Source organism: Thiohalobacter sp. IOR34 (assembly GCF_030406045.1).
Lineage (GTDB): Bacteria > Pseudomonadota > Gammaproteobacteria > Thiohalobacterales > Thiohalobacteraceae.
Map to the genome: position 1 here is coordinate 1,664,523 of NZ_CP128988.1, position 22,638 is coordinate 1,687,160.

19 protein-coding genes are annotated in these 22,638 nt (G+C 66.5%); 12 read left to right on the plus strand and 7 right to left on the minus strand.

What is annotated here, in order from left to right; translation table 11 throughout:
• Positions 1-13: 13 nt before the first annotated feature.
• The 7 genes from hflD (at position 14) to QVG61_RS07725 (ending at position 7,782) form a co-directional block, all read left to right on the plus strand.
• Positions 14-643: a high frequency lysogenization protein HflD gene (gene hflD, locus QVG61_RS07695; protein WP_289930050.1), complete on the plus strand. Its 630-nt coding sequence runs from the start codon at positions 14-16 to the stop codon at positions 641-643.
• A gap of 210 nt (positions 644-853) precedes the next feature.
• The gene (acnA, locus tag QVG61_RS07700; RefSeq protein WP_289930051.1) at positions 854-3,523 is read left to right on the plus strand and encodes an aconitate hydratase AcnA; all 2,670 of its coding nucleotides are present in this window, start codon (positions 854-856) and stop codon (positions 3,521-3,523) included.
• Positions 3,524-3,677: 154 nt separating this feature from the next.
• Positions 3,678-5,045 (plus strand): adenylosuccinate lyase, encoded by a 1,368-nt coding sequence (purB, locus tag QVG61_RS07705; protein WP_289930052.1) that lies wholly within the window; start codon positions 3,678-3,680, stop codon positions 5,043-5,045.
• Positions 5,046-5,319: 274 nt separating this feature from the next.
• A complete protein-coding gene (locus QVG61_RS07710; protein WP_289930053.1) occupies positions 5,320-5,787 on the plus strand; it encodes a GNAT family N-acetyltransferase in 468 nt (155 codons plus the stop codon).
• Positions 5,788-5,793: 6 nt separating this feature from the next.
• On the plus strand, positions 5,794-6,324 hold the full coding sequence (locus tag QVG61_RS07715) for a hypothetical protein (RefSeq protein WP_289930054.1): 531 nt from the start codon (positions 5,794-5,796) through the stop codon (positions 6,322-6,324).
• A 2-nt stretch (positions 6,325-6,326) separates the two neighbouring features.
• Positions 6,327-7,139 carry a hypothetical protein gene (locus QVG61_RS07720; RefSeq protein ID WP_289930055.1) on the plus strand — a complete coding sequence of 271 codons (813 nt, stop codon included), beginning with the start codon at positions 6,327-6,329 and terminating at the stop codon, positions 7,137-7,139.
• Between the two features lie 412 nt (positions 7,140-7,551).
• Entirely contained in the window at positions 7,552-7,782 is a 231-nt protein-coding gene (locus QVG61_RS07725; protein ID WP_289930056.1) for a DUF2835 domain-containing protein, read from the plus strand.
• A 5-nt stretch (positions 7,783-7,787) separates the two neighbouring features.
• Here the strand turns inward: QVG61_RS07725 and QVG61_RS07730 are convergent, their stop codons facing one another.
• Positions 7,788-8,330, minus strand: coding sequence for a 2OG-Fe(II) oxygenase (locus QVG61_RS07730; protein ID WP_289930057.1), 543 nt, complete (start codon positions 8,328-8,330; stop codon positions 7,788-7,790).
• Positions 8,331-8,488: 158 nt separating this feature from the next.
• Between QVG61_RS07730 and QVG61_RS07735 the strand changes: the two genes are divergently transcribed.
• A complete protein-coding gene (locus QVG61_RS07735; RefSeq protein WP_289930058.1) occupies positions 8,489-8,974 on the plus strand; it encodes a DUF5658 family protein in 486 nt (161 codons plus the stop codon).
• A gap of 454 nt (positions 8,975-9,428) precedes the next feature.
• Here the strand turns inward: QVG61_RS07735 and recJ are convergent, their stop codons facing one another.
• The 5 genes from recJ to alaC form a co-directional block, all read right to left on the minus strand.
• Positions 9,429-11,168 (minus strand): single-stranded-DNA-specific exonuclease RecJ, encoded by a 1,740-nt coding sequence (gene recJ, locus QVG61_RS07740; RefSeq protein WP_289930059.1) that lies wholly within the window; start codon positions 11,166-11,168, stop codon positions 9,429-9,431.
• Complete coding sequence (locus QVG61_RS07745; protein ID WP_289930060.1) at positions 11,165-12,199, minus strand: hypothetical protein; 1,035 nt, start codon at positions 12,197-12,199, stop codon at positions 11,165-11,167. Before QVG61_RS07745 ends, recJ begins: the two co-directional genes overlap by 4 nt.
• A gap of 228 nt (positions 12,200-12,427) precedes the next feature.
• Positions 12,428-13,507, minus strand: a complete 1,080-nt coding sequence (gene thrC, locus QVG61_RS07750; RefSeq protein WP_289930061.1) for a threonine synthase — start codon at positions 13,505-13,507, stop codon at positions 12,428-12,430.
• 147 nt (positions 13,508-13,654) lie between these two features.
• Positions 13,655-14,968 (minus strand): homoserine dehydrogenase, encoded by a 1,314-nt coding sequence (locus tag QVG61_RS07755; RefSeq protein ID WP_289930062.1) that lies wholly within the window; start codon positions 14,966-14,968, stop codon positions 13,655-13,657.
• Positions 14,965-16,179, minus strand: coding sequence for an alanine transaminase (gene alaC / locus QVG61_RS07760; RefSeq protein ID WP_289930063.1), 1,215 nt, complete (start codon positions 16,177-16,179; stop codon positions 14,965-14,967). The genes QVG61_RS07755 and alaC overlap by 4 nt, the downstream gene beginning before the upstream one ends.
• A 216-nt stretch (positions 16,180-16,395) precedes the next feature.
• On the opposite strand from alaC, the gene QVG61_RS07765 reads away from it, so the two are divergent.
• The 4 genes from QVG61_RS07765 to QVG61_RS07780 all read left to right on the plus strand — a co-directional run bounded on the left by QVG61_RS07765 (position 16,396) and on the right by QVG61_RS07780 (position 22,120).
• A complete protein-coding gene (locus QVG61_RS07765; RefSeq protein ID WP_289930064.1) occupies positions 16,396-16,767 on the plus strand; it encodes an Mth938-like domain-containing protein in 372 nt (123 codons plus the stop codon).
• A gap of 69 nt (positions 16,768-16,836) precedes the next feature.
• Positions 16,837-17,967 (plus strand): FAD-dependent oxidoreductase, encoded by a 1,131-nt coding sequence (locus tag QVG61_RS07770; protein ID WP_289930065.1) that lies wholly within the window; start codon positions 16,837-16,839, stop codon positions 17,965-17,967.
• 796 nt (positions 17,968-18,763) lie between these two features.
• The gene (locus QVG61_RS07775; RefSeq protein WP_289930066.1) at positions 18,764-19,588 is read left to right on the plus strand and encodes a phosphate/phosphite/phosphonate ABC transporter substrate-binding protein; all 825 of its coding nucleotides are present in this window, start codon (positions 18,764-18,766) and stop codon (positions 19,586-19,588) included.
• Between the two features lie 3 nt (positions 19,589-19,591).
• Positions 19,592-22,120, plus strand: a complete 2,529-nt coding sequence (locus tag QVG61_RS07780) for an EAL domain-containing protein (protein WP_289930067.1) — start codon at positions 19,592-19,594, stop codon at positions 22,118-22,120.
• Positions 22,121-22,133: 13 nt separating this feature from the next.
• On the opposite strand, the gene QVG61_RS07785 is transcribed toward QVG61_RS07780, so the two are convergent.
• On the minus strand, positions 22,134-22,595 hold the full coding sequence (locus QVG61_RS07785; protein ID WP_289930068.1) for a hypothetical protein: 462 nt from the start codon (positions 22,593-22,595) through the stop codon (positions 22,134-22,136).
• Between the last annotated feature and the right edge of the window lie 43 nt (positions 22,596-22,638).

The following is a 22,638-nucleotide window of genomic DNA, read 5'->3' on the forward strand; positions in this document are numbered from 1 at the left end:
TTGATTCAGGGCCATGCCCCATACCTACAGTGATCGCTGCCTGGCGCTCGCCGGCCTGCTCCAGGCCGTCACGCTGGTGCAGTCGCTGGCCCGCCTCGGTCGGGCCGATGCCGACGACATCGAGACGGCCATCCACAGCCTGCTGACGATCGACGCCGGCAGCACTGCCGAGATCTACGGCGGCGTGGTGCGGGTCCGTCACGGCCTGCAGGCCATCGTCGACCGCCTCGGCGGACGCCCTCAGAAAAAGGACCTGGAATCCACCCGCTACGCCATTGCCCTGCTGCATCTGGAACGCAAGCTGATGCGCAGCCCGCCGCTGCTCACCCGGCTGCGCGAAGGCATCCAGCGGGCCATCGAGCAGGCCGCCCATTTCGGTCCCAGCCACCCCAATGTGATCGCCGCCCTGGGCAGCCTCTACCAGGAGACGGTCAGCACCCTGCAGCCGCGCATCCTGGTCCAGGGCGACCCGGCACTGCTTTCCCAACCCGACCGCCAGTCCGAGATCCGCACCCTGCTGCTGGCCGGCATGCGCTCCGCCGTGCTCTGGGACCAGCTCGGCGGACGCCGCTGGCAGCTGCTGCTGCAGCGCCGCCGGCTGCTGGAAGCCGCTCAGTCGTTGCTCGACACCATTGAGGAATAAACGTTAGATTGGTTATTCTATCCACTGATTTAACTAAAATTTATTCATGCCAAGCCGCTGACGGATCCGCCTCGGACTATCAAGCCCGCAACAAATCCTCCATAATCGCCGGCTGGATTGCGCCGGGCCGGCCGACCGGACCGGACACCCAAACAGGATTCTGTCTGGGGCGGGCACGCCGCCTGCCCCGCCGCATTACCAGGAGTCAGCATGTCCAACAGCTTTTCCGCGCGCGACACCCTGAAGGTCGCCGGCCGTGACTATGAAATCTTTCGCCTCGACGCCCTGGAGGCCGAGCACCGCGTCTCCCGTCTGCCCTATTCCCTGAAGGTGCTGCTGGAGAACCTGCTGCGCTTCGAGGACGGCAAGACGGTCAGCGCCGACGACATCCGCGCCCTGGCCGACTGGGAGCCGCAGGCCGAACCCAGCCGCGAGATCGCCTTCCGCCCCGCCCGGGTGCTGATGCAGGACTTCACCGGCGTGCCGGCGGTGGTGGACCTGGCCGCCATGCGCGACGCCATGCAGGCCCTGGGCGGTGACCCCGAGCGGATCAACCCCCTGCAGCCAGCGGAACTGGTCATCGATCACTCGGTGCAGATCGATGCCTTCGGCTCGCCGGAGGCAGAGCAGATCAACGAGGCACGCGAATACGAGCGCAACCGCGAACGCTACAGCTTCCTCAAGTGGGGCCAGAAGGCCTTCTCCAATTTCAAGGTCGTGCCGCCCGACACCGGCATCGTCCATCAGGTCAATATCGAGTACCTGGCCCGCACTGTGTTCGCCCAGGAAAACGACGGCGTGCTGCAGGCCTATCCCGATACCCTGGTCGGCACCGACTCCCATACCACCATGGTCAACGGCCTCGGCGTGCTCGGCTGGGGCGTGGGCGGCATCGAGGCCGAGGCGGCGATGCTCGGCCAGCCGGTCTCCATGCTCATCCCCCAGGTGGTGGGCTTCGAGCTGAACGGCAAGCTGCCCGAAGGGGCCACCGCCACCGACCTGGTGCTGACCGTGGTGGAGCTGCTGCGCAAGCACGGCGTGGTCGGCAAGTTCGTGGAGTTCTTCGGTGAGGGTCTGGACCACCTGTCACTGGCGGACCGCGCCACCCTGGCCAACATGGCCCCCGAATACGGCGCCACCTGCGGCATCTTCCCGGTCGACGAGGAGACCCTGAACTACCTGCGCCTGACCGGCCGCAGCGAGGAGCAGGTCGCGCTGGTGGAGGCCTATGCCAGAACCCAGGGCCTGTTCCGCGAGCCGGGCCAGCCGCGGGCCGAGTACAGCAGCGTGGTGAGCCTGGACATGTCGGGCATCGAACCCAGCCTCGCCGGCCCCAAACGGCCGCAGGACCGGGTGCCCCTGAAGCAGTCCAAGACCCTGTTCAAGCAAGCATTGAAGGCGCTCCAGGAAGAACGCGACATAGCCAGCCATCCGGCCAGCACCGAGATCGGCGGCGAGCGCATCGAGCTCGACGACGGCGCCGTGGTCATCGCCTCCATCACTTCCTGTACCAACACCTCCAATCCCTCGGTGATGCTCGGTGCCGGCCTGGTGGCGAAGAAAGCCGCTGCACTGGGCCTGAATACCAAGCCCTGGGTCAAGACCTCACTGGCCCCCGGCTCGCGGGTGGTCACCGAGTATCTGCGCGAGGCCGGCCTGCTGGGCGACCTGGAATCGCTCGGCTTCAACGTGGTGGGCTACGGCTGCGCCACCTGCATCGGCAACTCCGGCCCGCTGCCGGAAGCGGTGTCGAAGGCCATCGCCGAGGGCAACCTGTCGGCCTGCGCGGTACTGTCCGGCAACCGCAACTTCGAGGGCCGGGTGCATGCCGAGGTACGCATGAACTACCTGGCCTCGCCGCCGCTGGTGGTCGCCTACGCCATCGCCGGCACCATGAACATCGACCTCTACAACGAGCCGCTGGCCACCAGCGCCGACGGCAAGCCGGTCTACCTGAAGGACATCTGGCCGAGCCAGCAGGAGGTCCAGGAAGCGGTGCTGGGCAGCGTCCACCGCAAGGAATTCGTCCAGGCCTATGACGACGTCTACCAGGGCGCCGAACGCTGGATCAAGCTGGACTCTCCCGAGGGTCAGCTGTTCGCCTGGGACGACGCCTCCACCTACATCAAGAACCCCCCCTATTTCGAGGGCATGCGCCGCGAGCCGGACGGGGTGGGCGACATCAGCGGCGCGCGTGTGCTGGCCCTGCTCGGCGACTCGGTGACCACCGACCACATCTCGCCGGCCGGCGCCATCAAGCCCGACAGCCCGGCCGGCAGGTACCTGCTGGAACACGGCGTCGATCCCAAGGACTTCAACTCGCTTGGCTCCCGGCGCGGCAACCACGAGGTGATGATGCGCGGCACCTTCGCCAACATCCGCCTGCGCAACCTGCTGGCGCCCGGCACCGAGGGCGGCGTCACCCTGCACCTCCCCGACGGCGAACCGATGAGCATCTATGACGCGGCGATGAAATACCGCGAGGAACAGGTGCCGCTGATCGTCATCGCCGGCAAGGAATACGGCTCCGGCTCCTCCCGCGACTGGGCCGCCAAGGGCCCGCGCCTGCTCGGCGTGCGCGCGGTGATCGCCGAGAGCTACGAACGCATCCACCGCACCAACCTGGTGTGCATGGGCGTGCTGCCGCTGCAGTTCCAGGATGGCGACAGCGCCGCCAGCCTCGGCCTGAGCGGGCGCGAGACCTTCCACATCGAGGGTCTGGGTGACGGCTCGGCGAAGGAGGTCAGGGTGCGCGCCCTGGCCGAGGATGGCCCGGAAAAGACCTTCAGCGCGCGGGTGCGCATCGACACCCCGCAGGAGGTCGAGTACTACCGTCACGGTGGCATCCTGCAGTACGTCCTCCGTCAGCTCGCGCAGTAAGCAACCGGAAAGAATATTTCGATGGCCACGGAATCCACGCAAGACACGGAAATGCCTATTGCGGCGCAGGTGCGGCGCCGTGATCCCCGATCCCCTTCCGTGGGTTTCGTGGCCATCCTTCTTCTGACTTCTGACTTCTGACTTCTGGACAATCATGGACCTGACCCCACTCACCGCTGTTTCCCCCGTCGATGGCCGCTATGGCCGCAAGACCGAATGCCTGCGCCCGATCTTCAGCGAATACGGACTGATTCGTCACCGCGTGCTGGTCGAGGTACGCTGGCTCCAGGCCCTGGCCGCGCAGCCGGAGATCACCGAGGTGCCGCCGCTGAGCGAACATGCCGACAAGGTGCTCAACGGCATTGTCGACAACTTCAGCGAGGCCGATGCCCAGCGGGTCAAGAACATCGAGCGAACCACCAACCATGACGTCAAGGCGGTGGAGTACTTCCTGAAGGAGAAGATCGCCGGCAACAAGGAACTGGAGGCGATCAGCGAGTTCATCCACTTCGCCTGCACCTCGGAGGACATCAACAACCTGGCCTATGCCCTGATGCTGCGCGAGGCACGCGGCCAGGTGCTGCTGCCGATGATCGACGACCTCATCCACAGCATCAGCGACCTCGCCCATGCCACCGCCGGGCTACCGCTGCTGTCCCGCACTCACGGCCAGCCGGCCTCTCCCACCACGGTGGGCAAGGAGATGGCCAATGTGGTCTACCGCCTGCGCCGCCAGCGCGAACTGATCCAGCAGGTGCCCATGCTGGGCAAGATCAACGGTGCAGTGGGCAACTACAACGCCCATCTCGTCGCCTACCCCGAGATCGACTGGCCGGGCTTTGCCGAGCGCTTCGTCACCGATCTCGGCCTGGAGTGGAACCCCTATACCACCCAGATCGAACCGCACGACTACATCGCCGAGCTGTTCGATGCCTGCGCCCGTTTCAACGTGGTGCTGATCGACTTTGCGCGCGACATCTGGGGCTACATCTCGCTTGGCTACTTCAAGCAGAAGACGGTGGCCGGCGAGGTCGGCTCCTCGACCATGCCACACAAGGTCAACCCCATCGACTTCGAGAACGCCGAGGGCAATTTCGGCATCGCCAACGCCCTGTTCGCCCACCTCGCCGCCAAGCTGCCGGTGTCCCGCTGGCAGCGGGATCTCAGCGACTCGACCGTGCTGCGCAACCTCGGCGTCGGCATCGCCCATTCAGTGATCGGCTTCGACTCGCTGCTACGCGGCATCGGCAAGCTGGAGGCCAACCCGGCCCGCCTGGCCGAGGACCTGGATGCCACCTGGGAAGTCCTGGCCGAGGCGGTGCAGACAGTGATGCGCCGCTACGGCATCGACAAGCCCTATGAAAGACTCAAGGAACTGACCCGCGGCAAGGGCATCGACGCCGCCTCGCTGCGCGAGTTCATCGAGGACCTGGACATCCCACCCGCCGAGAAACAGCGGCTCGCCGAGCTGACGCCAGCCGGCTATACCGGCAACGCCGCGGACCAGGCGCGGGAAATCTGACGGTCGTTTCGGGGGATAGCCACGAAACCCACGAAATCCACGAAAAATGTTTTTGCGGCCTGCGCTACGCGCAAGGCCGGATCAACAGCGTGTCGACCCATGAAGATATCGTGGATTTCGTGGCCATGGCTTTTTCATGGATCTGCTGGAACACGCGGCCGCTCATCGAGCCGTGTGTTCATGCTTGTCTCTCGGCCCCGCTTCATCGGCAAAACACGGCCGCCGGTTCCCCTTGCGACTTGCCAAGATCCGCGATCGGGGCGATATTTCATCCATGACAGGGGAATCGGCCATCGCTGACCGGCAGGGCTTCCTGGTCGCCCGCGCCGACTGGTCACAGGACGAGGCGGCCATCCGCCGCATCCGCCACCAGGTGTTCGGCGAGGGATTCGAAGGCGACGGCGAAGAACCGGACGCGGCCTGCGTCCATCTGCTGGCCTATGACCTGGACGGCCACCCCATCGCCGCGGCGCGCATGCAGGCCGATGGCCACATCGGGCAGATGGCGGTCATCGAGAGCTGGCGCGGCCAGGGGGTCGGCAGCGCCCTGCTGCGGTCACTCATCGAGTTGGCCATCGAGCATGGCCTGGAGCAGGTCCGACTCAGCGCCGGGGCCGAGGCCGCCCCCTTCTATCACCTGCACGGCTTCCTGCCCTGCGGCGATCCGCTCGAGGTCGCGGGCCGCCCCCGGCAGCCGATGTTCCGCTACTGCAGCGATCCGGCGGATCCGCCGCAACTCTGACCCGCCATGCAACCGTTCAGCCTGCAGCGACTGGAAGAGGCACGACTCGGCGAGGCCGGTGGTGGACCGCTGGCCCTTGGCAGCCGCGACGACAACCGCGCCGCGGTGCTGGCCCTGGCCGGTCAGGCACGGCGACGCATCGACATCTTCACCCAGGACCTGGAACCGGCGCTCTACGACTGCGGCGAATTCATCGAGGTTCTGACCCGGCTGGTCCTCGGCTCCCGCCAGGCGCGGGTTCGCATCCTGGCCGTCGACCTCAGCCGGGCGGTCCGGGAGGGCCACCGGCTGATCGAGTTCTGCCGGCGGCTGAGCAGCTATGCCGCCATCCAGCGCTGCCATGAGGACGATCGCGAGCGGAGCGATGCCTTCCTGCTGGCCGACGACCACGGGCTGCTGCACCGCCGCCTGGCCTCCCGCCCCGAGGGGCTGGTGGACTTCGATGCGCCGGCCGAAGTCCGCCGCCTGCGCAGCGAGTTCGAAACCCTGTGGGCGCGCAGCGCTCCCGAGCCGGACCTGAGGCGGCTTCACCTCTAGCCATGCCGACACCCCACCGCTCACTGCAGATCCTCGGCCTGTGCCTCCTCTGGCTGCTGGCCGGCACCCTGGCGGCCGCCGGGCGCATGGAACTGATCGAACTCAAGCAGCGCACCGCCGAAGAGCTGATCCCTGTCCTCGAACCGCTGTTGCAGGAGGGCGAGGCCGTCAGCGGCCAGGGTTACCGCCTGGTGCTGCAGGCCGATGAGACCCGCCTGCAGGAACTGAAACGGCTGGTGGAAAGACTCGACCGGGCCGCGGTTCGCCTGCGCTTCACGGTGCGCCGCGGCAGCGTCGCCGATCTGCGCGAGGATGAGCTGCGCGGCAGCGGCGGGATCCAGGTGGAGAACGGCGACACCGAGGCGGCCCTGCGCGCCCGCCTCTATGGCACCCGACGTCGCGAGGCGGCCGACAGCCACTTCACTGTCACCGGCCTGGCCGGCAGCCCGGTATACATCGCAAGCCGCCTCTCCATCCCGGTAGTGGTCACCACCCGCCGCCAGCTCGACGATCACACCTGGGTCACCGACAGCGTGGAATACGAGGACAGCTACTCGGGTTTCTATGCCCTGGCCGAGGTCAGGGGCGACCAGGTGCTGGTCAGCATCAGCCCGCAGCGCGAGGCCTTCGGCAGCGGCGGCATCCGCGAGGGCCAGGCGATCCACACCCGGCTACGTGGGCGGCTTGGCGAATGGCTGGAGATTGGCGGCATGGGCGAGGCCCGTCAGGAAGAGAGTGGCCGGCTGCTGGGCCGCACCCGCAGCCGCACGGAGCAGCAGAACCGCCTCTGGCTGAAGGTGGAACGCCTGCCCTAGCCCTGAGCATCGAACCCTTGGTGCAATATGCGGGCTAGAGCCCGGATATTGCATCAGGACCCCGGATGATGACGTGGCTGGGCCCGCCGGGGATCGCGGCCTGGAGGCCGCTCCTACGGGGCATGGCGGCACCCTGGTAGGAGCGGCCTCCAGGCCGCGATTGTCGCGGTGTTGAGTCTGCCGGATTCAGGCGATCGTAGCGAGCAGGCCGGGAGAACGAGAACGAATCTTCACGATTTCGAGGCGCATAGTGGACACTACGCAACGGGAAATCGGGGAGATTCGCGCCGCTCTCCCACCCGCGCAGTAGCTCAGTCCTGAGTCCGACAGGCTGCTGGCCCGACCTGCTTTGCCGGATTCGCCCTGAGCATCGTATCCTCGGCACATCATGCGGGCTGGTATCCTGGAGACCATGTCGCAACGCATCCGCTTCCATCTGCAACTCTCGGCCGACGACTACCTGCACTTCTACCAGGGCAGTGCGCGCGACGTCCTTGCGCGGGCCCTGGACGGCCGCCGCCTGCGCTTCCCCGCCGCTGCCCTGCGCCCCTTCGTCCGCCACAACGGTGTCCATGGGCTGTTCGAGATCGAATTCGACGCCGATCACCGGCTGGTCGCGCTGCGCCGCCTGGGAGACCTCTGAGGTCTTCAGCCGGCCACCGGGCCCACATTGATGCCGATCGACAGACGGGTCGCCTCGCTGCGGTTTTCGGTGACCTCGTGCGCCAGATCCGGGGGGAAGAACACCAGGTGACCGACCCGCGGTGGAATTCGCAAACGTCGCTCACCGGCATGGATCAGTAGATCACCGGAATCCGCGGGCACCGTCACGTAGTACACCGCCGACATCAGTTCGTCGTCGTCGTCGTGACGATGCAGGCTGGTCGCCTGGCCCGGCCCCATCTCGTTGAACCAGCCACCGGCGCGCAACTCGACGTCCGCCGCCAGGCCGAGAATCTGCCGGGTGCCCGCCACCGCTACTGCCAGTACCTCGGCCAGCGCCGGCACGCGGGCCAGCGGCAGATAGAGATTCTCGTAACGCCCGCCAAAGAGATGGCTGCGCCGCAGGTCGGGATCATCACGGTGCTGTTGGAAGTCCTGCAGCAAGGCCGCGTTGACCGTGTCCGCCGTCGGCAACGGCAGGCGAAACAGGGGAAGCTCATGATCGACTCGTTCCAGGTTGAAAATCATATTGATACACACATTTTATAATCTAATTTCTTTGTTCTGGCACCACAGCCCAAGGTGCCATTTTATTGACATCACGGAGCTGGCCGGGCATTGTCCAACAAGTGGCACTTCAGCCGCCTTGATCTGGATCGCCCCTGTGACTGGTGACGAAACGTGCGATGACTGTTTCCCCTTCCAAGCGGGTTCCGCAGACCGAAGCGAGACCTGACAAACGGGCCTTGCCGGACCGGCGACGCTTCACCTGGAAGACCCTGGTCTACGGCGACCGGCTGCGCCGCCGCCGCGGGCCGCGGCGCGAATCGGAGCGCAGCAGCTACTACATCGACGAATACGGTGCCCACTGGTTCCTGATGGTTTTCGGCATCATGGTCCTCTGCCTGCTCGATGCCGGCCTGACCATTCTGCTGCTCACCCAGCACGATGCCGTGGAACTCAACCCCGTGATGGACTATCTCATCCAGCGGGATCTGCGGCTGTTCGCCGTGTTCAAGATCATCCTCACCGGCGCCTGTCTGGCGGTCCTGGTCATCCATCTGCGCCATCGGGCCTTCCGCCTGCTGCCGACCGGCGGACTGATTTCCATGATCTTTGCCGGCTATCTGGCGCTGATCGGCTGGGAGCTGCTGCTGTTGGGCTACGTCTAAGAAAGGCCTGATCAAATCTGGTTATTGACCCGGCAACGAGATACTAAGACAAACGATAACAAAGCCTCATTCAGAGCTTGCCAGGCGCCCCGGATCAAGGCGTGCCCCGCAGGGAATGGCCCGCCCTTGCCAAGGGGCACAACGCAGAGCCGGGGCGCCTGGCAAGCTCCCTGCGGGCGGGCCTCTGGACGGCCATCCGCAGGTTGCCATGGCTTGACAGGGAATCACCCTGCCGGCGCCATTGCGCCTTGCGGGCTGATCGTCCAGAGACCCGCTGAATGAGGCTTTGTTATCGTTTGTCTTAGTAAATCGTTTTCAGGGCCTCATGAAGGGTCCGGATCAAGGCGCAGCTCGCTGGCAAGGGTGGCTCCCGCACCTCTCTTTCCGTACCGAGCGCCGAGCCGGGGCCTGTAGAGCTTCGATCAGACGCTCTGCCAACTCAACAAATCACAGCTCAGGCGGCCGGACCCTCTCGCAGATATTCGACCATCAACTGCAGACTGCGCAGTCCACGGTAGTCGTTGATGTCCAGCCGGTAGGCGATCTCCAGCCGCATGCCTTCGCGGGGCTCGATGGCATCGGCCTGGTTGAAGGCGATGGCGTCCAGCGTCACCGAGCCACCCCGGGGACGCAACTGCAGCTTGAGATGCGCATCCTTCAATAACCGCCAGGAGCGCAACTCGAAGACCCCATCGAACACCGGCTCCGGAAAGGCCTGCCCCCAGGGACCGGCACCGCGCAGCAGCTCGGCGGTCTCCATGTTCAGCGCATCCGGGGCCAGTTCACCGTCGCTGTGGATGACACCACGCAGGTCGTCGGGGCCGAGGTGGCGCCGAACCTCGGCGTCGAAGGCCGTGCGGAAGGTCTCCAGATCCGCCTCGCGCAGGCTCAGGCCGGCGGCCATGGCGTGGCCGCCGAACCTGGGGATCAACCCCGGTTCACGGGCCGCGACCGCCTCCAGGGCATCGCGGATGTGCAAGCCGGGCACCGAGCGCGCCGAGCCCTTCAGCTCCCCCGTCCCGCTGCGGGCGAAGGCGATCACCGGCCGATGCCAGGCCTCGCGCACCCGCGCGGCAAGGATGCCGATCACCCCCTGATGCCATTCGGGGCGGTAGAGGCAGACGCCGGTCGGCAGCGTCTCCGGCGCCTGCCGTTGCACGCGCTCCAGCTCGGCCAGCGCCTCGGCCTTCATCCCCGCTTCGATCTCGCGCCGTTCGCGGTTCAGGGCATCCAGTTCGGCGGCCATGCCCCGTGCCGCATCCGGATCGTCGCAGAGCAGGCATTCGATGCCCAGCGCCATGTCCTCCAGCCGGCCGGCGGCATTCAGCCGCGGCCCGACCGCGAAGCCGAGGTCGCTGGCCTGGAGGGCCACCGGGCTGCGGCGGGCGACCTCCAGCAGTGCGCGGATACCGGGCACGCAGCGGCCGGCACGGATGCGGCGCAGGCCCTGCTCGACCAGGATCCGGTTGTTGTGATCCAGCGGCACCACGTCGGCCACGGTACCCAGGGCCACCAGATCGAGCAGCGCGGCCAGGTTCGGCTCGGCAATGCCGGCCGCGCTGAACCAGCCGCTGTCGCGCAGTCGCGCGCGCAGCGCCAGCATCAGATAGAAGGCCACACCGACGCCCGCCAGATGCTTGCTGGGAAAGTCGTCACCGGGCAGATTGGGATTGACCAGGGCATCCGCCGCCGGCAAGCGCTCGCCCGGCAGATGATGATCGGTCACCAGTACCCGGATGCCCAACGCCCGGGCCGCGGCCACGCCCTCGATGCTGGAGACCCCGTTGTCGACCGTCAGGATCAGATCCGGCCCGCGGCCGGCGGCAACCTCCACCAGCTCCGGCGTCAGGCCATAGCCGAAGTCGAAGCGGTTCGGCACCAGATAGTCGATCTGCGCCAGGCCCATGGAACGCAGGGCACGCATGCAGAGCGCGGTGCTGGTGGCCCCATCGGCATCGAAGTCGCCGACGATCAGCAGCCGCTGCTGTTCGATGAGGGCCTGCTGCAGCAGATCGACGGCGCGCTTCACCCCCCCCAGGCGCTGCGGCGGAATCAGCCGCTCCAGGGACAACTCCAGCTGGGCGGGATCCTCCAGGCCACGGGCGGCATAGATCCTTCGCAGCAGGGGATGCAGCTCCGCCGGCAGGCCAGCGGGATCGCAACGCGGCGCACGGCGCTGGATGATCCGCCTCATGACCGGAGCAGCGCCTGCAGGGGGCGCAGCGGTCGCCAGAAACGACGCAGCCGACGGCGGTCGACACGGTACTCGCGACCATCGCCCGGCACCAGGTGGAGACTGCCCAGACGCCGCCCTGCAAGCGCATCCAGCAGGGGGGCGAACCAATCGCCTTCCAGGCTCTCCAGGGCAGCTCGCCAGCCGTCCAGGTCCCGCCTGGCGGCCACCGTCTCCAGCCCATCCAGCCAGAGCAGCCCCCTGCCCCCGGCCTCGTTCAGCCAGTCGTCGGCGCTCGTCGGCAGGGGCCGCGCCTCCAGCCCGCCGAGCCGCGCCAGCCCGCGGCCGAGCGGCGCCTCCGTCCAGAACCGGCTCCAGGGGGCCGGCCGTGGCAACGGCAGGGCAGCGCTGCCACCCCAGGGCCAGAGGCCATTGATGGTCGGCCGGCCCTGTTCTGCACGAGCCTGGTTGACGGGATGGGCATGGAACAGCATCTGCACCTCGTTGAGTCGCGCCAGCCAGTCCCGGGCCTGCGGTCCCTGTGGCAGATAGGCATCGATATGGCGGCCGATCACCGCGGCCGGCGGCCGGGTCTCGATGGCCGGGGATTCCGGCAGATGCAGGTACCAGCGCCGGGCCGTCACCACCTCCAGTCGCCACTCCGGGGCGATGCCGCTGTCGGCAAAGGCCGCGGCGAGCGCCGCCGCCTCCCCGGCCTCGATGTCCAGCAGGCGGGCATCGAACAGCCGCAGCTCGGCGTGGTCGGCACGCAGGTGCACCGGATCGGCACAGAGCAGCGGTCCCGGTGGCGACCGGCCGGTATCACCCAGGTAGCGCACTGCGGCCAGCGGCCAGGGTGGCGCATCGGCCTCGGTCAGCTTCCTGAACAGAAAATCCTCCAGCGTCTGCTCCGCGGGCCCGACATCGGCGCGGGACAGCAGCCGGGCGAGCGCCGGCGCCACCGGCCAGGGAAACCCGGGGTGTTCCATGCCCGGCAGGCTGGCAGTCAGACCGGGCAGCAACAGGGTCAGTTCGGGGGTTCGGGAAGCCATGATGGATGATAGCCACGGAATCCACGGACGAGGGGATTGGCCACGAAACCCACGAAATCCACGAAACCCGTGAAAAGCATCCTACTTGGTATGAGGCCAGTGATCTTGGGAAAGTTCTTTGGCAAACCGCATAGCGGTTGCCTCAATTTTTTCCTTTCGTGGGTTTCGTGGATTTCGTGGCTATTTGATTGTCCGTGGATTCCGTGGCCATTGTGTTTTGTTACCTGGCTATGCCATGCCGGCCAGAATGGCGTCACGCACGGCGTCCAGGGTGGCGTCCACGGTCTGCACCGTGCCCTGGCTCTGGGCGATGGCGGTATCCGGATCCTTGAGGCCGTGACCGGTGAGGGTGCAGACCAGGGTACTGCCCTCGGGGATCTTGCCGGATTCGATGTCCCGCAGGGCACCCGCCAGCGAGGTGGCCGAGGCCGGCTCGCAGAACACGCCCTCCTTCTGCGCCAGCAGCTTCTGGGCGGCGAGGATCTCCGCGTCGGAGCATTCGTCGAACCAGCCGTCCGATTCCTCCTTGACCTTCCAGGCCTTGTCCCAGGACTGGGGATGACCGATACGGATGGCGGTAGCCACCGTCTCCGGGTTGTCGACCATCTCGCCGCGCAGGAAGGGCGCAGCGCCGCTGGCCTGGTAGCCGACCATCTGCGGCCGGTCGTTGACGATGCCGTGCTCGAAGTACTCGCTGTAACCCATCCAGTGAGCGGTGATGTTGCCGGCGTTGCCGACCGGCAGGCAATGGTAGTCCGGCGCCCGCTCCAGCTCCTCGATGATCTCGAAGGCGGCGGTCTTCTGACCCTGCAGGCGGAAGGGGTTGATGGAGTTGACTATGGTCACCGGCGCCTGTTCGGCGACGTCCTTGACGAGCTGCATGCCGGCGTCGAAGTTGCCGCGGATCTGCAGCACCACGGCACCGTGCATCATCGCCTGGGCCAGCTTGCCCATGGCGATCTTGCCTTCCGGGATGAGCACGAAGGCGGTGATCCCGGCGCGTGCCGCATAGGCCGCCGCGGCCGCCGAGGTGTTGCCGGTGGAGGCGCAGATGATCGCCTTGCTGCCCTCCTCCACCGCCTTGGTCACGGCCATGCACATGCCACGGTCCTTGAAGGAACCGGTGGGGTTCAGGCCCTCGTACTTGACGTAGATATCGATCTCTTTGCCCAGCTCGCGGGGGATGTTGTTGAGCCGGATCAGCGGCGTGTTGCCCTCGCCCAGGCTGATGATGCGGGTGTCGTCGTGGATCGGCAGCCGGTCGCGGTATTTTTCGATGAGTCCGGTGTAACGGGGACGGAATGGCATGTTCAGTGTCCTCTGTTTGAGTTCGGCATGACAGCCACGGAACCCACTGAACCCACGGAAAATATCTTGTGTTTCACGGCGCCGCGCGGAGCGCGTGCGCCGCAATAGTTCTTTCCGTGGGTTCAGTGGGTTCCGTGGCCATCTCCTTCAGGCGTTCAGATGCTCCAGCCGGATGCGGGTCACGTTGCCCTCGATGGCGTCCAGCGCCTCGATCTTTTCGATCGCCTGGTTCATCTGGCCCTCGCGCACCCGGTGGGTGAGCAGGATGATCGGCACATGGGCGGCCTCGCCGACCGGTTCCTTCTGCAGGATGGCCTCGATGCTGATGCCAAGATCGCCGAGGATGCGGGTCACCTCGGCCAGCACGCCCGGGCGGTCCACCGCGCACAGGCGCAGGTAATAGGCGGTCTCGATGTCCGCCATGGCCAGTACCGGGATGTCGGACAGGGCGTCCGGCTGGAAGGCCAGGTGCGGCACCCGGTTCTCGGGATCGGCGGTCAGCACCCGGGTGACGTCCACCAGGTCGGCCACCACCGCCGAGGCGGTCGGCTCTGCACCGGCCCCGGCCCCGTAGTAGAGGGTCGGACCGACGGCGTCGCCCTTGATCAGCACCGCGTTCATCACCCCGTCGACATTGGCGATCAGGCGCCGTTCCGGGATCAGCGTGGGATGCACCCGCATCTCCACCCCGGCCGCGGTACGGCGTGCGAAGCCCAGGTGCTTGATGCGGTAACCGAGCTGTTCGGCATAGCTGACGTCCTCGCGGGTGATGCGGCCGATGCCCTCGGTGAAGCAGCGGTCGAACTGCAGCGGGATGCCGAAGGCCAGGGAGGCGAGGATGGTCAGCTTGTGCGCGGCGTCGATGCCTTCTACATCGAAGGTGGGATCGGCCTCGGCATAGCCCAGCGCCTGGGCCTCCTTCAGCACCTCGTCGAAATCGCGCCCCTTGTCACGCATCTCGGTGAGGATGAAGTTGCCGGTGCCGTTGATGATCCCGGCCAGCCATTCGATGCGGTTGGCGGCCAGGCCCTCGCGCACCGCCTTGATGATGGGAATGCCGCCGGCCACCGCCGCCTCGAAGGCCACCATCACGCCCTTTTCCTGGGCCGCGGCGAAGATCTCGTTGCCGTGCAGGGCAATCAGCGCCTTGTTGGCGGTCACCACGTGCTTGCCGTTGTCGATCGCCTTCAGCACCAGTTCGAGGGCCGGGCTGTAGCCACCGATCAGCTCGACGACGATGTCGATCGCCGGGTCGTCGACCACCGCGAAGGCATCGTCGCTGACCTCGATGGCCTCGATCCCGGGCAGCCCGGCCGGATCGTACTCGCGCGCCGCGGCGCGGCTGATCTCGATGCCGCGGCCGGCGCGGCGCGCGATCTCCTGTGCATTGCGGCGCAGCACGTTGAAGGTGCCGCCGCCGACGGTTCCCAGGCCCAACAGGCCAACCTTGACGGGTTTCACGAATCCTCTCCTCCGCCGGCTGCAGCCAGCTTCGCGTCTTTTCTGAACATGTCGCGGATGCCGCGCACCGCCTGCCGGGTGCGGTGCTCGTTCTCGATCAGGCCAAAGCGGACATAGTCGTCACCGTACTCGCCGAAACCGACCCCCGGGGATACCGCCACCCGCGCCTCGGCCAGCAGCTTCTTGGAGAACTCCAGCGAACCGAGGTGGCGGTACTGTTCGGGAATCGGCGCCCAGACGAACATGGTCGCCTTGGGTTTTTCCACCGTCCAGCCGAGCGAATTCAGGCCGTCGCAGAGCACGTCGCGGCGCTTGCAGTACAGGTCGCGGATCTCGCCGACGCAGTCCTGCGGCCCCTCCAGGGCATGGATGGCCGCCACCTGGATGGGCGTGAACATGCCGTAATCGAGATAGGACTTCATGCGCGCCAGGGCCGCCACCAGGGTCTCGTTGCCGCACATGAAGCCGACCCGCCAGCCGGGCATGTTGTAGCTCTTGGACAGGGAGAAGAACTCTACCGCCACGTCCATCGCCCCCGGCACCTGCAATATGGACGGCGCCTGGTAGCCGTCGAACACCAGATCGGCGTAGGCCAGGTCCTGCACCACCCAGATCTCGTGTTCGCGGGCGATCTCCACCACCCGCTCGAAGAAGTCCAGCTCGACGCACTGGGTGGTGGGATTGCCGGGAAAGTTCAGCACCAGCATCTTGGGCTTGGGCCAGGAATCCTTGATCGCCTTCTCCAGTTCGGCGAAGAAATCGATATCCGGCACCAGCGGCACGTGGCGGATGTCGGCCCCGGCGATGACGAAGCCGTAGGGATGGATCGGGTAGGCGGGATTGGGCACCAGCACGGCGTCGCCGGGCCCGACGGTGGCCAGCGCCAGGTGTGCCAGCCCCTCCTTGGAACCGATGGTGACGATGGCGTGACGTTCCGGGTCCAGCTCCACCTGGTAGCGCTTGCGGTACCAGTCGCAGATCGCCTTGCGCAGCCGCGGGATGCCGCGTGACAGCGAATAGCGGTGGGTGTCCTTGCGCTGGGCCGCCTCGACCAGCTTGTCGACGATGTGCTGCGGCGTGGGCTGATCCGGGTTGCCCATGCCGAAGTCGATGATGTCCTCGCCCCGCGCCCTGGCCTTGGCCTTCAGCTCGTTGACGATGTTGAACACATAGGGCGGCAGCCGTTTGATTCTCGGAAATTCGTCGAACAAGGTTCTGGTCAGCCTCTGTAGCGGGTTCAGGCGCGGGCGGCCATCGCATGGAAACGACGCAATGTACTGAAAAGCCCGCCGAGATACAAGCCGCCGGGTGGCCGAAAAAGGGCGTAAGCCCCTTGTTTTACAGGAAAATACATCCAAAACGCGACTTGCCCGCTGCGCGGCGGGAGGAACGTGGATTCGCTGGCCGGACCCCGGTATCGTTGCCGCATGCGATTCGCCGAAGACCAACCGGGCAGCGCCTATGCCATCCGGGCCTATGAAGCGGGCCGGATCCGCGTCGGTGAACAGGAGCTGACCCGCAGCCTGGTGCTCTCCCCCGAGCGCCTGCAGGCCGACTGGCCGCCGCAGGACTTCGATGCCCTGCGCAGCGAGCACCTGGCGTCGCTCGTCGCCTGGCAGCCGGAGGTCCTGCTGCTCGGCACCGGCCCCCGGCTGCGTTTCCCCGAACCGGCGCTGCTGCGGCCACTGATCGAGCAGGGCATCGGCCTGGAGGTGATGGACACCGCCGCCGCCTGCCGCACCTACAACATTCTGCTTGCCGAAGGCCGCCGGGTGGTGGCCGCCCTGTTCATGATCTGAGGCATGGCCTCGGCCCCCTGCGTATCATTAAATGCTAATATTTAATGGGCCAGTGGAAGGAATCCTGCCATGCACGAGATCACTGTCATTGGAGCCGGTTTCGCCGCCCTCACTGCCGTACGCCACCTGCGCCGGGAAGCCCCGGAGGCAGAGATCACCCTGGTGGCGCCACGCGCTGAGCTGCTCTATGCACCGAGTCTGATCTGGATTCCCAGCGGGCTGCGACGCGGCGAAGACCTGCGCATCCCGCTCCGCCCCTATCTCGACCGGCTGAAGGTGAAGTTCCACGCCGGCCGGGTCAGCGGTCTGTCCGAGGGCGGCCGGCGGGTACATACCGACCGCGGAGACCTGCACAACGACGGCCTGCTGATCGCCAGCGGCGGGCGTTTCCTGAAGAAGCTGCCAGGCATCGAACACGCCCTCACCCTGTGCGAGGGCGTCGAGGCCGCCGAGGCCATCCGTGACCGCCTCGCCCGGCTCGACGGCGGCACCCTGGCCTTTGGTTTCGGCAGCAACCCCCGGGAGCCAAGCGCCATGCGCGGCGGCCCGATGTTCGAACTGCTGTTCGGCATCGACACCCTGCTGCGCCGCCAGCGACGCCGTGAGGCCTTCCGCCTGGTGTTCTTCAACCCGGCGCCACAGCCCGGCAAGCGGCTCGGCGAACGGGCCGTGAAGGGCCTGCTCAGGGAGATGCGTCGGCGCGACATAGACACCCACCTCGGCCACAAGCTGCTCGGCTTCGACGCCGACCGGGTACGCACCGAGGGCGGCGAATTCGAGGCCGACCTGATCCTGTTCATGCCCGGCATGACCGGCCCGGACTGGGCCGCGGACAGCGGCCTGGCTCTGTCGGCAGGCGGCTTCTTCCGCGCCGATGCCCACTGCCGGGTGGCCGATGCCGAGCGTGTCTACGTGGCCGGCGACAGCGGCAGCTTCCCCGGCCCGGACTGGATGCCCAAACAGGCCCATCTGGCCGATCTGCAGGCCGAAGTGGCGGCGCGCAACCTGCTTGCCGAACTGCGCGGAGCCGAACCCGAGCACCGTTTCCGGCCTGAACTGATCTGCATCGTCGACACTCTGGATGGAGGCATCCTGGTCTACCGCAGTGAAAAACGCAGCCTGGTATTCGCCAGCCGCCTGCTGCACTGGGCCAAACGCGTCTTCGAAGGCCTCTACCTGCGGCGTTTCCGCCGCGTCTGAACCCGCCGCCGGGGCTTGTCCCCGGCCGGCGCTATGCGCATACTGGGCGACTCACCCCGGCGAGCACCTGAAGCCCTCATGCCGCTCACCCTTCCGGGGGTGAAGCAGTGGCATCGACGCCGGCAGGCTGTTGGAGAAGCCTCTGGCGAGTGCGCGACAAGGCAGAAATGGTGGCGAAAACCCCGGCTCAGGTGGCTGTAGATGACCATTTTGAGCCATTTTTCAATGCCGTATCGTGCCGTCAGAGGGTTTTCGACAGCCCGCTGGTGGGCCGATGAGGACGGCAGCCCCCCGGCGCGCCGCGGAGGATCGGCTGTTGGGTATCGGCGAATCCGGCGCTGACGGGAAATACCGGCTCAAACGCCAGCTATGCGACATGGAACGCCCGGAAAGCGAACAACGACACGCCCACCGCCCCCTCCATCCCGACCGCAGCTATCCCGGATATTGCGCCAAGGCGGCCCGCATGATCGGAGTGCAGACTGACATACAAGGCCGGGAGGCTCGCAAAAGGCTCCACACGGCGGGGTACAGGTTGTGCCCATTCGATCTCAGGACGCATCTGGCTGCGCATCCTGGCCGATCCCCCTTGAACCCCGGCTACGGCCATGCTTCCGCGGGCGATCGGCCAGGCTGCCTTGCCAGCTTCGCCCTGAGCATCGAATCCCTGGTGCAATATCCGGGCTATCGCAAGCAGGGCCTGGTGCGGAAAAACCCGGCCACCGGTGAAGAGGGGAAACTGCGCGGCCTCACCAATCCACCTTCAGTGCTCGAAGCCGTCTCCGGGACAGGAGCCATGAGGTACCTCCGCCAGTTGATCCTCCTGTTCGCCTGCCTGACGCCCCTGTCCCTCAGGGCAGAGACCTTCAGTTGGTCGGTGGTACCCCAATTCACCGGCACCGAGATTCATCGCGACTGGACGCCGCTGCTCAACAGCCTGTCGCGAATGACCGGCCACCAGTTCCGGCTGAAGATCTACGACAGCATCCCCGATTTCGAAGAAGACTTCCTGCGCGGAGACAGCGACATCGCCTACATGAACCCCTACCACGCGGTCATGGCCCACCGTGCCCAGGGCTACATCCCCATCATCCGCGACAGTGCCAGCCGGCTGACCGGCATCCTGCTGGTCAGGCGCGACAGCCCGATTCACGACATCCGTCAGCTGCAGGGGACGCGCATCGCCTTCGCCGCCCCGAATGCCTTCGCCGTATCGCTCTACATGCGTGCCCTGCTGGCCAGGAAGGAGCAGTTGCACATCGTCCCCCAGTACGTCGGCACCCACAGCAACGCCTACCGCCAGGTGCTGCTCGGCCGGGTAGCGGCCTGCGGTGGTGTCTACCGCACCCTGAACAAGGAACGGCCTGAGGTGCGCGACAACCTGCGCATCATCTACAGGACGCCGAGCACCACCACTCATCCGATCAGCGTCCACCCACGGGTGCCGGAGAAAGCGCGCACCGACATCCAGTCGGCCCTGCTGGAGCTGGCCAGCCAGGCCAAGGGGCAGCAACTGCTGAACGCGGTACTGCTCCCCCAGCCAGTGGCCGCCGACTATCGACGCGACTACCAGCCGCTGGAGGAACTGCGGCTGGACAATTTCGTGGAAAGGCCCCGCTAAGCCATGGCCGGCCGCACCCTGATCGACCACTGGCACCGCCTGCCGCTGCATCTGCAGCTGGCCCTGGTCAGTGGCCTGCTGCTGGCCCTGACCATTGCCGGCACCACCCTGTTCAATATCCGCAATCAGCAACAGGCCCTGCTGCGGCAGATCGAGGACGAGGCCCTCAGCCTCGGCCGCAGCCTGGCGATGAGCAGCAATCACCTGATCATCACCAACCAGCTCGACGCCCTCGAACAACTGCTGGTGCAGGCCGCTGCCTTCCCCTACGTGCAGCGCATCCAGGCGGTGGACAATGAGGGAAACATCCTCTCCCATGTCTATCGCGATGGGGCAAGCGTGCACGTCAGCTACGAACTGAGGAAACTCGGTCTGCCCACGGGAGGAGCCGAAGACGGCAAGCCCCGCCTCGATTACAGCACCAGTCAACTCAGCCTCTGGTATCCGCTGCGTACATCCACACCGCTCGGCTGGCTGCATATCGAGACCGGTCTCGGCAGCCTGGCCAGCCTGCGTGCCGAGATCATACGCGACAACCTGCAGAGCGCCGGCGTGGCCATCGGCCTCGACGTGCTCAGCCTGCTGCTGATCCTCTATGCCCCGGCCCGCGAATTCCGCCGTGCCCTGCGTTTTGCCCGCCGTCTCACCCGCCAACCCGGCGAGCAACTCCCCGTCCAGGGCAGTTCACGTGAACTGGCGGAACTGATCGAGGCCCTCAACCTGTCCTCCCACCGGCTCGCCGAGCAGCGCAGCGAACTCCTGGCCAGGACCGAGGAGATGTCACGGCTCAACGAGAGCCTGGAGAACCGGATCGACCGACGCACCCGCGAACTGGAGGAACGCAACCAGCAGCTGCGGCTGCTCAACCTGGCCCTGGAGCAGAGCCCCACGGCCGTGCTGGTCATGGACCGGCGGTTCCGCATCATCTACACCAATCCGGCCTTCACCAGCATCACCGGCTATACCCCGGCGGAGGCACGGGGCCGGCATCCGGCCTTCCAGTTGTCGGCGGACAATCCGTCCCACCTGACCGACAAGGTGACCGAACAGCTACGCCATGGCAACAGCTGGCAGGGCGAATTCATCGGCCAGCGCCGCAACGGCGAGCGCTTCTGGGTCGAGGCCATCCTCTCGCCGGTGCGCGATGAAGCGGGCAAAATCACCCACTATCTGGGAATCGAGGAGGACATCACCCAGCGCAAGCAGTACGAGGAACAGCTGGTCAAACAGGCCAACTTCGATGCCCTCACCGGGCTGCCCAACCGGCTACTGGGCATGGACCGGCTGCAGCAGGCACTGGTCCATGGCCGCCGCCAGCAGCTGAAGACCGTGCTGCTGTTCCTCGACCTGGACCATTTCAAGAACGTCAACGACACCCTGGGACACAGCTACGGTGATCTGCTGCTGGTCGAGGCGGCGCGGCGCATCCGCAACTGCGTGCGCGAGGAGGACACTGTCGCCCGCCTCGGCGGCGACGAGTTCGTGGTGATCCTCTCCGACGTGCGCGACGCCGCCGCCACCGAAAGCCTGGCGGAGAAGATCTGCCAGGTGCTCAGCAGCCCCTATCGCCTGGCCGGGCGCGAGCTGCACATCAGCGTGTCCATCGGCATCACCGTGGCACCGGACGACAGCACCGACGTCAACACGCTGCTGCGCAATGCCGACACCGCCATGTATCGCGCCAAGGCCGCTGGCCGCAACGGCTTCCAGTATTACACCCGGACCATGAACGAGGAGGCGCAGGCCCGCATGCAGATCGAATCCGAACTGCACGGCGCGCTGGAACGCGGCGAGTTCGAGATCCTCTATCAGCCGATCCTCTCCACCGCGACCCGCAACATCGTGGCGGCCGAGGCCCTGCTGCGCTGGAACAACCCACAGCTCGGCCAGGTTCCGCCGGAACGCTTCATCCCCATCGCCGAGGAGAGCGGACTGATCATCCCCCTGGGGGACTGGGTGTTGCGCGAGGCCTGCCGGCACGCCATCGGCTGGGATCAGCCGCCGCCGTTCGTGGTCGCAGTCAACCTGTCACGGGTACAGTTCCGCGACCCGGCCTATCTGCAGCGGGTCCGCGGCATCCTTCAGGAAACCGGCCTCTCTCCCGCCCAGTTGCACCTGGAGATCACCGAGCACACCCTGATGGAGGAGATCGGCGAGGTGACCGACACCATCAATGCCCTGCACAACCTCGGCATCGACCTGTGCATCGACGATTTCGGCACCGGCTATTCCTCGCTCAGCTATCTGCGTCGCTTCCCCTGCCGGACACTGAAGATCGACAAGTCCTTCATCCACGACCTGCGCGAGGACGCCGACCATGCGGCGCTGGTGAACGCCATCATCCAGATGGGCCACTCCCTGGGCATGAACATCATCGCCGAGGGGGTGGAAAACGAGGAACAGCTGGAATTCCTCCGCCAGCAGGGCTGCGAGTATGTCCAGGGCTTCCTGTTCAGCTCGCCGCTGAGCCATGCCGATCTCAGCCGTCTGTTGCGGGACGACGGCCGCGGGCGGATCGACGGCGCCGCCTGAAGCAGATCGCCCTTCAAGTACCCCCTGTCTGCAGCAGGCGCTGCAGTTCGGCGCACAACTCGGGAACGAGGGACCGGACCCCGGCCTCGAGATCCGGGCAGCGGGGCGGGACGACGATAGCCATCAGACTGCATGAGGCCGGCAGCAGACCGAGGGCCGCGGCCAGTTCCAGCCCCTCGCCCACGCCGAAGCCATGGCTGGACAAGACCCCGCTGGCCTCCAGGGCGGCAGGCTCGACGCGGACCAGGCCGAACGCCGGCCCCTCGCCGGGCAGGGCATCGAGCAGCAGGGCCGCCCGGCAACCCTCGAGCCGCTGCGGCAGCTCCACCGGCGTGGCGCAGTTGACGAAATCGATCGCCTCTTCACCCAGCGGCAGATCTCTGACGGCCGCCTCCAGGGCTGCGCAGGCCAGCCAGCCGGCCCGGTCGCTACCCTGCGCCGATCCCAGACCGATCACCCGCAGCCGCCGTTTCACCCGCCGTTCCTTCCCGCCCCGATGTTGACCCCCGTCAAGGTAA